The sequence below is a fragment of the Nonomuraea corallina genome (assembly GCF_027620315.1).
GTDB classification, from domain to species: domain Bacteria; phylum Actinomycetota; class Actinomycetes; order Streptosporangiales; family Streptosporangiaceae; genus Nonomuraea; species Nonomuraea corallina.
In genome coordinates, this window is record NZ_JAPNNL010000025.1 from 44,723 (window position 1) to 56,918 (window position 12,196).

Sequence of the window (12,196 nt, forward strand, 5' to 3'; positions counted from 1 at the left end):
TCATGTCAGGACGGCAGGACATGCCAGGACGGCAGGACATGCCAGGACGGCAGGACATGTCAGGAGGGCAGGGGGCGCGGGACAATGGGCCGCATGCTGGCCGACATCGTCGAACACCTCGCCTGCCCCGTCTGCGAGGAGCCGCTGCGGCTCGACCCCGGCGCGCTGCGCTGCCCGCGCGGCCACTCCTTCGACGTGGCCAGGCAGGGGTACGTGAGCCTGCTCGTCGGCTCACGCCCGCCCGGCACCGCCGACAGCGCGGAGATGGTCGCCGCGCGTGCCGCCTTCCTGGCCGCCGGTCACTACGCGCCGCTGGAGCGGGCGCTGGCGGAGGCGGTTCTGGCCGGTCGGGTCGAATCGTTTTCACGGGCGGCTGACGACGGCGGTGAGAAAGCGTACGGTGGTGCTGTTCGCAGGACCGCGCCGGTCATCGTGGACGCCGGCGCCGGGACCGGTCACTACTCGGCGGCCGTGCTCGACGCGGCCGGACGCGGGGTCGTGATGGCGTTCGACGTGTCCAAGCACGCCGTGCGGCGGGCCGCGCGGGCTCACCCCGGGGTTGGGGCGTTCGTGGCCGACGTGTGGCGGCGCCTGCCGATCAGGGACGGGATCGCCGACGTGGTCATGAACGTGTTCGCACCGAGGAACGGGCCCGAGTTCCGGCGGATCCTGCGGCCCGGCGGGCGCGTCGTCGTGGTGACCCCGGCGCCGGGCCACCTGAGCCCGCTGGTGGAGGAGCTCGGGCTGCTGTCCGTCGACGCCGACAAGGACCGGCGGGTGGCGCGCAGCCTGGAGGGCTTCACCGAGGTGGAGCGGCGGGTGGTGAGGTTCGGGATGGCGCTCGGGCCTGACGAGGCGCGGGCCGTGGTGGCGATGGGGCCGAGCGCGTGGCACGTGGAAGAGGAGGGGCTGACCGCGGGGATATCGAGGGTTTTCGCCCCCTCTATCGCGAAAAAGCAGGAAAAGGTTGCAACGAGGGCGGAGTTTCATCTTTCTACCTTCGAAGTGACACCTGACGCAAGATAGCCGCCTTGACTGACATCTGAGGCTGGTGTGGCTCTTGGGGCGTTTCGCACCAAATTCCCCCACATTTCCGAGGTATTTCTACGACTCAGGCGTAATACTGGACGGCAACCCGGCTGCCGAGGAGGACGGCCAGGGCGCCCGCGGGAGGGGAGTGCGGCGGATGAAGGCGGAGGAACGCTGGCAGGCCAGGTTCCGCGCGTCGCGCATGTCGCTGCCCTCGTACGCGTCCCTGACCCCGCACCGCTCGATCTACCGCTCCAACGCCAGCGGCACGTGGGAGGTCTACGCCTGGGACCGTGCGAGCGGCGCCGTCCGCCAGGTCACCGACCGGCCCGCCGGCACGGCCCACGCCGCGATCGACCCCACCGGCCGGTGGATCTACTGGTTCGCCGACACCGACGGCGACGAGCTCGGCAGGTGGATGCGCCAGCCGTTCTCCGGCGGCCCCGACGAGCCGGTCGCCCCCGGCATCCCCGCCGGGCAGACGCCCGGGATCGCGCTCTCCTCCACCGGCCCGGTCGCGATCAGCCTCGCGGCCGACGGCGCCTTCCGCGTCTGCCTCGTGCGCGAGGGCGGGGCCGCGGAGCTGCTGTACGAGCACGGCGAGGCCGCCTGGGTGGCCGGCATGTCGATGGACGGCGAGCTGATCGCGATCAACCACGGCGAGTACGGCGACGTCCGCCACCCCGCGCTGCGCGTCGTGCGCCCGTCGGGCGAGGTGGTCGACGAGCTGTACGACGGTCCCGGCAAGGGCGTGGCCGGCCTAGGCTTCGCCCCGGTGCCCGGCGACTCCCGCCTGCTCGCCCTGCACGAGCGCCGCCGCCGCCGCGAGCCGCTGGTCTGGGACCCGGTGTCGGGCGCGCGCCGGGAGATCTGGCTCAAGGACGAGGGCGAGATGACGGCCGAGTGGTACCACGACGGCCGCGGCCTGCTGATCCTGCGCGGCCACCGGGCCCGCAGCCACCTCCACCGCTACGACCTGGCGGGTGGCGGGCTGACGCCCATCGAGACCCCGCACGGCGTCATCGAGGAGGCGCGCCCGCGCCCCGGCGGCCACGTGGAGTACTCCTGGTCGAGCGCGTCCCGCCCGCCCGTCATCCGCTCGACCAGCGGCCAGGTCGTGCTCAACGCCGCCGGCCCGGCCGCCCCGCCGAGCGTGCCCGTGGAGGACCTCGACGTCGAGGGCCCCGGCGGGCGCATCCACACGCTGATCTCCCGCCCGGAGAACGGCACCGCCCCGTTCCCCGCGGTGTTCCTCCTGCACAACGGCCCGGCGAGCCATGACCGCGACTCGTTCTCCCCTGAGGTGGCGGCCTGGGTGGACGCCGGCTTCGCGGTCGTCCGGGTCAACTACCGCGGCTCGACCGGCTACGGCTCGGCCTGGCGCGACGCGCTGCACGGCGACGTCGGCCAGATCGAGCTGGCCGACGTGACCGCGGTGCGGGCCGCCGTGGTCGACGCCGGCATCGCCGACCCCGACCGGCTCGTGCTGGCGGGCACCGCGTGGGGCGGTTATCTCACGCTGCTCGGTCTCGGCACCCAGCCCGGCCAATGGGCCGCCGGCATCGCCGCCGTCCCCATCGCCTGCCACCGCATCTCGTACGAGGACGAGGCCGAGAGCATGCGCGCCTACCACCGCGCGCTGCTCGGCGGCTCCCCCGAGGAGCAGCCGGAGCGCTACGCGACCAGCTCCCCCATCACCTACGTCGACCAGGTGAAGAGCCCGGTGCTGATCATGGTGGGCGAGAACGACACCCGCTGCCCGCCCCGTCAGATCCAGAAGTACGTGGCCCAGCTCGAACAGCACGGCTGCCAGCACGAGGTCTACACCTACGACGCCGTACGGGGGAACCTCGTGGTCGCCGAGCGGATCGCGCAGACCGCCCTGCAGCTGGACTTCGCCCGCAAGCACGTGGGCCGGCGCTAGCGGGCGCGCAGCACCAGGATCGCCAGGTCGTCGGCGCTGGGCTCGGTGGCGAAGTCGGCCGCGTTCCTGCGGATGCGCTCCGCCACGGCTCTGGCCGACAGGCCCGCGCACTCGGCGAGCATCTTGGCCAGCCCGCCCTCGTCGTCGAGCAGCCGCCCGCCCGAGCGACGCTCGGTGACGCCGTCGGTGACCGCGAGCAGCACGTCGCCGGGCTCCAGGTGGACGGTGTCGGCCTCGAAGAGCACCTCGGGGAAGACGCCCAGGAGCGACTGCGGGCTGGTGACCGGCTCGACGACGCCGCTCGGCTTGAGGCGCAGCGCCTCGGGGTGGCCGGCCGAGACCAGGCGCACCTCCAGGCCGTTGTCGACCGGGGTGATGTCGCCGTGCAGCAGGGTCAGGAACCGGGCCCGCTCCCCCTCTTCGAGGATGGCCTGGTTGAGCCGGCCGAGCACGGCCGCGACCCCGTAGCCCTCGCGGGCGAGCAGGCGGAGGGTGTGCCGGGCCAGGCCGGTGACCGCGGCGGCCTCCGGCCCGGTGCCGCAGACGTCGCCGATCGCGAAGCGCCACGAGTCGTCGCCGGCCTTGAACAGGTCGTAGAAGTCGCCGCCCACCTCGTTGGCCTCACCGGCGGGCTCGTAGACCACGCCGTAGTCGAGGCCGGGCACCTCCGGCTCGTTGGGCGGCAGGAGGCTGCGCTGCAGGGCGCGGTTGGCGGCGGCCTGCTGGGCGTAGACGCGGGCGTTGTCGGCGGCCAGGGCCGCGCGCCTGCCGATGTCCTCGGCGAGCTGGATGGCCTCGTCGGGGAACCGGTCGGGCCGGCCCAGGCACATCACGCCCAGACCGCGGCCGCGGGCCGTGAGCGGGACCGCGAGCACCTCGTTGTCGCCCAGGTGGAAGGTGGAGCTCATCCGGGTGCCGACGGAGGCGACGTCCATGTCGGCGAGCTGTTCGCGCAGGCCGTCGATCCTGGCCTCGTCGGCGTGCCACAGGTAGACCAGGCGCAGCGGCGAGGAGGCGGTGTCGGCCATGTAGACGGCGCACCAGTGGCTCAGCCGCGGCACCACGATCTGGGCGATGATGGCGGGGACCATGTCGGGGTCGAGGGTGCCCGCGAGCAGGTCGCTGGCGTCGGCCAGGAACCCCAGCCAGTGAGGCCCGCGCCCGCTCTGCTTCCACTCGACGGCTCCCGCGCGGTCCTGGGAGCCGGGTAGCGTGAGTCTGGCCCAATGGACCCGGGAGTCGCCTGAGAAGGTGATCCCCCACTCGTCGACCTGCACGGAAGGAGCTTTCTGATCACCCTGTGAGATGTGCCGCTGCTTCACCTCGACCTGAACAGAACTACCCAAGTGACGCCAAAGCATTTCAAATGGCTCGTCTATTACCTGTCCCGCGAGATCTACCGCGACCTGCTCGGCGACATGGAGCATGCCGCCGGTGGCCCACGCGGTCATCACCTCACGCGTGAACCTCATGGCGTCGGTCACAGCCGACTCGCCCGCCGCGAACGTCGCAGCTAGCACGGCTTGGGGAGAAGGACTCATCCCCTCGTGCCTACCACACTTCCCGGTGACTTGGGGTAAATCCAAGGACGGGACTAAGAGCTACTCATCGTGACAGACTTGAATCACTCGCCGAAGTCACCGGTGAGTGAAGGAGGCCCCATGACCACGGCCAAGGCCGCGCCAAGTCCCGAGGAGAGGACATACACGGAGTCGGATCTCGTCCCCATTCTGGAGACCTTGTTCTCATGGCGTGACGGTGACTTCCGGCGTCGCGTACCGTACGCGCCCCCTGGGATCCTCAGCGAGGTGCGGTTGCTGCTCAACGAGGTGGCCGACCGCCGCGAACACCTCGCCAACGAGCTGACCAGGGTGCGCAGGGAAGTGGTCAAGGAGGGCCGGTTCGGCGAGCGGCTGACGCCCGGGCCCGGGGTGGGGGCCTGGGCGGAGAGCGTGGAGTCGGTCAACATGCTGATCGACGCGCTGGTGAGCCCGGTGAGCGGCGCGGCCGACGTGATCGACGCGGTGGCCAAGGGTGACCTGTCCCGGCGGATCGACCTCGACCGGTCGGCCCGCGGCGAGGTGCGCCGCCTGGGCAAGGCGATCAACGGCATGGTCGACCAGCTCGCGCTGTTCAACTCCGAGGTGACCCGGGTGGCCAGGGAGGCCGGCACCGAGGGCCGGCTGGGCGGCAGCGCCAACCTGCGCGGCATGTCCGGGAGCTGGCGCGACCTCACCGAGGCGGTCAACACCATGTCGTCCCGCGTGGCGGCGCAGGTGCGCGACATCGCGGTGGTGACGACCGCGGTGGCCAAGGGCGACCTGAGCCGCAAGGTGACGGTCGACGCGGTGGGCGAGATGTTCGAGCTGAAGAACACCGTCAACACGATGGTCGACCAGCTCTCCGGGTTCGCCGAGGAGGTCACCCGCGTCGCCCGCGAGGTCGGCACCGAGGGCCAGCTCGGCGGCCAGGCCCAGGTGACGGGTGTGTCGGGCGTCTGGAAGGACCTCACCGACAACGTCAACTTCATGGCCAACAACCTGACCTCGCAGGTGCGCAGCATCGCCACCGTCGCGACCGCGGTGGCCCAGGGCAACCTGTCCAAGAAGATCACCGTCGACGCGCAGGGTGAGATCCTCCAGCTCAAGGACACCCTCAACACGATGGTCGACCAGCTCTCGTCCTTCGCCGACGAGGTCACCCGTGTCGCCCGCGAGGTCGGCACCGAAGGCAAGCTCGGCGGCCGGGCCGAGGTCAAGGGCGTGTCGGGCGTCTGGAAGGACCTCACCGACAACGTCAACTCCATGGCGCGCAACCTGACGTACCAGGTCCGCAACATCGCCCAGGTGACCACCGCGGTCGCCAACGGCGACCTCACCCGCAAGATCGACGTCGACGCGCAGGGCGAGATCCTGGAGCTCAAGTCGACCATGAACACCATGGTCGACCAGCTCTCCTCGTTCGCCTCCGAGGTCACCCGCGTCGCCCGCGAGGTCGGCACGGAGGGCCAGCTCGGCGGTCAGGCCCAGGTACGCGGCGTGTCCGGGGTCTGGAAGGACCTCACCGACAACGTCAACTCGATGGCCAACAACCTCACCTCGCAGGTGCGGCAGATCGCCGCCGTCTCCTCCGCGGTGGCCCAGGGCAACCTCTCCAAGAAGATCACCGTCGACGCGCAGGGCGAGATCCTCCAGCTCAAGGACACCCTCAACACGATGGTCGACCAGCTCTCGTCCTTCGCCGACGAGGTCACCCGCGTCGCCCGCGAGGTCGGCACCCAGGGGCAGCTCGGCGGCCAGGCCCGCGTGCAGGGCGTGTCGGGCGTCTGGAGAGACCTCACCGACAACGTCAACTTCATGGCCAACAACCTGACGTACCAGGTCCGCAACATCGCCGAGGTGACCACCGCGGTCGCCAACGGCGACCTCACCCTCAAGATCGACGTCGACGCGCAGGGCGAGATCCTGGCGCTGAAGACCACCATCAACCGGATGGTCGACCAGCTCTCCTCGTTCGCCTCCGAGGTCACCCGCGTCGCCCGCGAGGTCGGCTCCGAAGGGCGGCTCGGCGGGCAGGCCCGGGTCGAGGGCGTCGAGGGCACCTGGAAGCGGCTCACCGAGAGCGTCAACGAGCTGGCCGGCAACCTGACCACCCAGGTGCGCGCCATCGCCACCGTGACCAGCGGCGTGGCCCGCGGCGACCTGACCCGCTCGATCGCCGTCGAGGCGCAGGGCGAGCTGGCCGAGCTGAAGGACAACATCAACTCGATGGTGGCCAACCTCCGCGAGACCACCCAGGCCAACCAGGAGCAGGACTGGCTCAAGTCCAACCTGGCCCGCATCTCCCGGCTCATGCAGGGCCACCGCGACCTGTTCGAGGTGGCCAAGCTGACGATGAGCGAGCTGACGCCGCTCGTGTCGGCGCGGTACGGCGCCTTCTACGCGGTCGACCCCGAGAGCGAGCGCGAGCTGCTGCTGATCGGCGGCTACGGCGTCCGGCCCGACCGGGGGCCGCGGGCGCGGTTCGCGTTCGGCGAGGGCATCGTCGGCCAGGCCGCGGCCGAGGGCCGGCACATCGTCCTGGACGACGTGCCGCCGAAGTTCATCACCATCGACAGCGGCCTCAGCCAGTCGACCCCCGCGCAGATCGTGGTGCTGCCGATCCTGTTCGAGAACCGCGTCCTCGGCGTGCTCGAACTGGCCTCCTTCAGCCCGTTCGGCGAGGTCCACCTCGACTTCCTGACGCAGCTCGTGGAGAACATCGGCGTCACCATGAACACGATCATCGCCAACTCCCGCACCGAGGACCTGCTGACCGAGTCCCAGCGCCTCACCCGCGAGCTGCAGGAGCGCTCCGACGAGCTGCAGCGCCAGCAGGAGGAGCTGCGCCGGTCCAACGCCGAGCTGGAGGACAAGGCGGCGCTGCTGGCCAAGCAGAACCGCGCGATCGAGATCCAGAACTTCCAGATCGAGCAGGCCCGCCGCACCCTGGAGGAGCGGGCCGAGCAGCTCGCCGTGTCGTCGCGCTACAAGAACGAGTTCCTCGCCAACATGTCCCACGAGCTGCGCACCCCGCTCAACAGCCTGCTCGTGCTGGCCAAGCTGCTCACCGAGAACGCCGAGGGCAACCTGACCGCCCAGCAGGTCGAGTTCGCCCGCACCATCCACGGCGCCGGCTCGGCGCTCCTCCAGCTCATCAACGACATGCTCGACCTGTCCAAGGTCGAGGCCGGCCGGATGGACATCCACCCGACGCAGGTGTCGCTGCCCAAGATCATCGACCTGCTGGAGGCGGCGTTCGCGCCGCTGGCCGCCGACAAGGGGCTCGCGTTCGCCGTCGAGATCGACCCGGACGTGCCGCAGGAGCTCCGCGCCGACGAGCAGCGCCTCCAGCAGGTGCTGCGCAACCTGCTGTCCAACGCGGTCAAGTTCACCCCCAAGGGCGAGGTGAAGCTGCGCGTCGTCCCGGCGTCGCCGGACGTCGACTTCGACGACGACTCGCTGCACATCACCCACGACCTGCTCGCCTTCCAGGTCATCGACACCGGCATCGGCATCGCGCCCGACAAGCGCGAGGTCATCTTCGAGGCGTTCCGCCAGGCCGACGGCACCACCAGCCGCAAATACGGCGGCACCGGCCTGGGCCTGTCCATCTGCCGGTCGATCGCCCGCCTGCTCGGCGGCGAGATCCACGTCGAGAGCGAGCTCGGCCAGGGCAGCACGTTCACCCTCTACCTGCCGGCCACCTACACCGGCCCGCTGCCCGTCAGCGCGGCGGAGGGCGCCCGCAACAGCGGCCAGCAGGTCGTCACCGCCTCGATCGAGGAGCCGGCCACCATCCCCGAGCCGCCCGGCCTGCCGCTCGACATGCCGCTGCCCGAACTGGTCGAGGCCCCCGTCGAGACCAGCCAGTGGCAGGGCGACGACCCGCTCAGCGACGCCAAGATCCTGATCGTCGACGACGACATCCGCAACGTCTTCGCGCTGACGAGCGTGCTGGAACGGCACGGCGCCACGGTCGTCTACGCTGAGAACGGCCGCGAGGGGATCGAACAACTCGAACGGAACGAGGACGTCGCGCTCGTGCTGATGGACATCATGATGCCGGAGATGGACGGCTGGGCGACGACCTCCGCGATCCGGCGCATGCCGCAGTTCGCCGACCTGCCGATCATCGCGCTCACGGCCAAGGTGATGCGCGGCGACCGGGAGAAGAGCATCGCCTCCGGCGCCTCCGACTACGTGCCCAAGCCCGTCGACGTCGACCGCCTGCTCGAACGGCTGCGCGGGTGGCTCAGCCGGGGCCGCACCTCCGACTCGCCCGCGGAAGGTTCATGACCATGCCTGACAGGGCCAAGATCCTCCTGGTCGACGACCGCGAGGAGAACCTCATCGCGCTGGAGGCGATCCTCAGCTCCCTCGACCTGGTGCCCGTCCGCGCCAGGTCGGGCGAGGAGGCGCTGAAGGCGCTGCTCAACACCGAGTTCGCGCTGATCCTGCTGGACGTGCGGATGCCCGGCATGGACGGCTTCGAGACGGCCGCCCACATCAAGCGCCGCGAGCGGACCAGGAACATCCCGATCATCTTCCTGACGGTGGCCGACAGCGCCCCCGACTACGCCTTCCGCGGCTACGCCGCGGGCGCGGTCGACTACCTGACCAAGCCGTTCGACCCGTGGGTGCTGCGGGCCAAGGTGTCGGTGTTCGCCGAGCTCTACAACATGAACAAACGCCTGGCCGAGCAGGCGGCGATGCTGCGCGAGCGCCTCGGCCACGAGCTCCCGGCGGGCGTGGGCGACCAGGGAGCGGTCCTGCCCGAGCTGTCCCGCCGCCTGACGGCGGTCGAGGAGGAGCTGGCCCGCGTACGGGAGCTCGCCGGCAAGTCCAAGGACCAGAGCCTGTCGGTTCCTCTCACGGACCTGGCGGACCGCGTCACCCAGCTCCGCGCCGGCTTCGACGCCCTTTCCTGAGGCATCGGGCCTGATGCGTCGTGTGCGCGGGCAGGTCAGCTGCGGGCGCGCTCCAGGGCGTCCCAGAAGCCCCTGCGCAGGGCGTGACGCACCTCGTCGTGCAGCAGGAAGTCGATGGGCAGCGACGAACCCTGCAGCAGCCTGGCCTCCAGGTCGGACGGCATCCGGGGCTTGCGCGCCAGCACCGCCTCCAGCCAGAGGGCGGGGGCGTCACGGGCCACGGACTCGCCGAAGTCGTGCCCCTCGCGGTGGGCGGCCTTGACCGCGTCGGCCAGCGTCGTGGCGCCCGAGGAGGGCGAGGTCGCGGCCGGCTGCGGCGCCACCGGCGCGGGCTGCGGACCCGTGTAGGGGCCCAGCTGCTGGTAGCCGCCCGCACTCGACGGGGAGGAGAACTGCCCGGTGGTCGGCGACTGCTGCGGCATCGGCGCGGCCGGCTGCTGCTGCGCGGGCGGGTCGGCGGGGAAGGTGTAGGTGGGCAGCACCGGCGGCTGCGACTGGGCGCGGCTGTGCGCCGACGACTGACCGGCGCCGGAGGAACGCGACGGCGCGGCATGGCTGCCCGTGGCATGACTGCCGGTGCCGTGACTGCCGGTGCCGTGACTGCCGGTCGCATGGCTGCCGGTGCCCTGACTACCGGTCGCATGGCTGCCGGTGCCCTGACCACCGGTCGCATGACTCCCGGTGCCGTGACTGCCTGTGGCGTGACTGTCGGTCGCGTGGCTACCCGTGACATGGCCGCCCGTGGCATGACTGCCTGCGGTGTGGCCGCCCGTGGCGTAGCTGCTCGTGACGTGACCGCCGGTCGCGTGACTACCCGTGGCGTGGCTGCTCGTGACGTGACCGCCGGTCGCGTGACTACCCGTGGCGCTGCTCGTGGCGTGACTGCCAGTGGAGTGGGTGCCAGTGGAGTGACCACCCGTGGTGGGGGTGCCCGTGGCGGCCGACTGCAGGGAGCCGGTCATCCCGGACAGCGTGCCGGTCGCCGACGCCGAGTGCAGCGACGAGGACCCCGGGGGCAGCGCGTGCGCGCCGTGGCCGTTGCTGATCGCCTGGTGGCCGTTGACGGCCTCGGACGCCCCGGTCACCAGCGACACGTACGGCCGCAGATGGGCGGCGCCCAGCTCGATGAGGTCGTCGCACTCCTGGCGCAGGGTGCGGGAGGCGGCCCAGCCCCCGTCGGCGGCGATGTGCACCACGGTCAACCGGACGCCGAGGTCCTGCGCGTCGCAGACGACCTGGGTCAGGTCCTCGTCGCCGCTCACCACGACCGCGTCGCAGACGGCGCTGTTGCGGGCCAACGTCATCAGGTCGCGGTGGACCTGCGCGTCGACGCCCTCACGACGGCCCGGACGGATGCGGGACAGGCGGAGCTTGAGGCCGGGGATGTCGGCCAGCAGGTCGTGCTCGGAGGTGCGGCGGCCTTCGATCGTGGCCTCGTACCAGTAGCAGCGCAGCAGCGGCAGGCCGGTGCGCTCGCGGGACAGGCTTGACAGCAGTTGCAGGAGGCCGGGATAGTCCCACGACACCGACTCCCGATGGCGGGTGCCATGCACGGCCATCGCGCCGTCTGCCAGCAGATAGCCGGCGTCGACGAACAGCGCGCAGCGATCCACTGACACCGCCCCTTTCGTGGTGGTCCGACGTGCTGGCTCTGCACCATCAGAGCCGGACTCGGCGGCCCTGTCCCAGGGTAATGAAAGCGGGTGATCGCTCGGGGGTTAATCCTGACGATTCGCCCCCCGACCGGCGTCAAGCCAGATCCGTCAGGCGAACCGTACCAGTTTGTCACGTTCATCGTCACGAGCGCGTACGCACGCAGACGGCCGTGACCCCGAACAGCGCCACGTCCCCGCCTCCCGTGATCGTCAGCCTGGGACGGGCACGCAAAGGGGCGCTGAACGTGTCCACGTCGACGCCGGACGTCAGACCGGACGCGCCGTTGGCCGAACCGTCGAAGACGTTGCCCGCGTCGCGCCCGCCCCCCTGCGGCGCCAGCGGGCCGGAGCCGAGCGATACCCGGTCACCCCTCAGACCGCCGTCCCCCGCCCAGGCGACCAGCTGCACCCGGGCGGGCGCACCGGCGGGTTCGAGCCCGTCGAGCGGCACCCGCAGGGCCGGCGCGCCGCCGCCGACGACCTGCACGGCGTCGAGGACCACCGCGTTCCCGTACGGGGCCGCCGGGTCGGTGGTGACGACCACGAGGCTCCAGCCCGCGTGGCCCCGGCCACCCAGCGGCGGGTCGGCGGCCCACCACGTCCCGCTCTTGGCCGCGCCCGCCACCAGTCCGGTCACGTCGGCGAACGCCTGGTAGGCGGGGCCATGAGGCAGGTTCCGCCAGGTGACCCGGCTGGGCCGCACGGTCACGTGGCGGCCTCTGCCGGGCGGTTTCAGCCTGATCGGTCCGGCTCGTTCGGCGGTGGCCGACCAGTAGAGGCCCGCCCACAGCACGCTCCCGCCCTCGGGCAGGGAGAGCCGGGCGGCGCTGGAGGCGTCGGTCCTCGGTGACCGGTCGGCGTCGAGCGGCCGCGTCGGCGACCGTCCGCCGTCGCGCCGCTTCGGCTCCGTGCAGCCTCGACGCCAGAGGGGGCAGGTCAGCAGGGCGTTCCCGACCGCTCTGACCGTCACCTTCCCGTCAGCGGCGAACCTCGCCGGAGCGCCGGACTCCCGCACGCCCGCCGAGGCCCGCCCACTCAGCCGCAGCGCCCCCGCCTCGACCCGCAGCCTCGGCCCCGCCCCGACCGGCGCGTCCCGCGCGACCCGCACCCGCAGGAAGG

Annotated in this window: 7 protein-coding genes and 1 pseudogene; 5 read left to right on the plus strand and 3 right to left on the minus strand. The window is 71.5% G+C overall.

Annotation, left to right across the window (positions count from 1 at the left end):
• The first annotated feature begins 93 nt into the window (after positions 1–93).
• Both OUY22_RS09515 and OUY22_RS09520 read left to right on the plus strand, forming a co-directional pair.
• On the plus strand, positions 94–1,026 hold the full coding sequence (locus tag OUY22_RS09515) for a putative RNA methyltransferase (RefSeq protein WP_270154463.1): 933 nt from the start codon (positions 94–96) through the stop codon (positions 1,024–1,026).
• Between the two features lie 160 nt (positions 1,027–1,186).
• Positions 1,187–2,953, plus strand: a complete 1,767-nt coding sequence (locus OUY22_RS09520) for a S9 family peptidase (protein WP_270154464.1) — start codon at positions 1,187–1,189, stop codon at positions 2,951–2,953.
• Here OUY22_RS09520 and OUY22_RS09525 read toward each other — a convergent pair.
• Entirely contained in the window at positions 2,950–4,230 is a 1,281-nt protein-coding gene (locus OUY22_RS09525) for a PP2C family protein-serine/threonine phosphatase (RefSeq protein ID WP_270154465.1), read from the minus strand. The two genes, OUY22_RS09520 and OUY22_RS09525, sit on opposite strands and share 4 nt — an antisense overlap.
• A 30-nt stretch (positions 4,231–4,260) precedes the next feature.
• Here OUY22_RS09525 and OUY22_RS09530 point away from each other — a divergent pair, with 30 nt between their 5' ends.
• From OUY22_RS09530 to OUY22_RS09540, 3 genes are all read left to right on the plus strand, one after another.
• On the plus strand, positions 4,261–4,470 hold the full coding sequence (locus tag OUY22_RS09530; RefSeq protein WP_270154466.1) for a hypothetical protein: 210 nt from the start codon (positions 4,261–4,263) through the stop codon (positions 4,468–4,470).
• Between the two features lie 144 nt (positions 4,471–4,614).
• Entirely contained in the window at positions 4,615–8,790 is a 4,176-nt protein-coding gene (locus tag OUY22_RS09535; protein ID WP_270154467.1) for a HAMP domain-containing protein, read from the plus strand.
• A gap of 2 nt (positions 8,791–8,792) precedes the next feature.
• Positions 8,793–9,422 (plus strand): response regulator, encoded by a 630-nt coding sequence (locus tag OUY22_RS09540; protein ID WP_270154468.1) that lies wholly within the window; start codon positions 8,793–8,795, stop codon positions 9,420–9,422.
• A 35-nt stretch (positions 9,423–9,457) separates the two neighbouring features.
• Here OUY22_RS09540 and OUY22_RS09545 read toward each other — a convergent pair whose 3' ends face one another.
• Entirely contained in the window at positions 9,458–11,041 is a 1,584-nt protein-coding gene (locus OUY22_RS09545) for an NYN domain-containing protein (RefSeq protein WP_408638132.1), read from the minus strand.
• A gap of 178 nt (positions 11,042–11,219) precedes the next feature.
• Positions 11,220–12,196: pseudogene (locus OUY22_RS09550) on the minus strand (hypothetical protein); the annotation flags it as partial.

Excerpts from the sequence above, each read along its gene's own strand:
- OUY22_RS09540 (WP_270154468.1), top strand. The coding sequence starts at position 8,793 with ATGCCTGACAGGGCCAAGATCCTCCTGGTCGACGACCGCGAGGAGAAC.
- OUY22_RS09520 (WP_270154464.1), top strand. The coding sequence starts at position 1,187 with ATGAAGGCGGAGGAACGCTGGCAGGCCAGGTTCCGCGCGTCGCGCATG.
- OUY22_RS09535 (WP_270154467.1), top strand. The coding sequence starts at position 4,615 with ATGACCACGGCCAAGGCCGCGCCAAGTCCCGAGGAGAGGACATACACG.
- OUY22_RS09515 (WP_270154463.1), top strand. The coding sequence starts at position 94 with ATGCTGGCCGACATCGTCGAACACCTCGCCTGCCCCGTCTGCGAGGAG.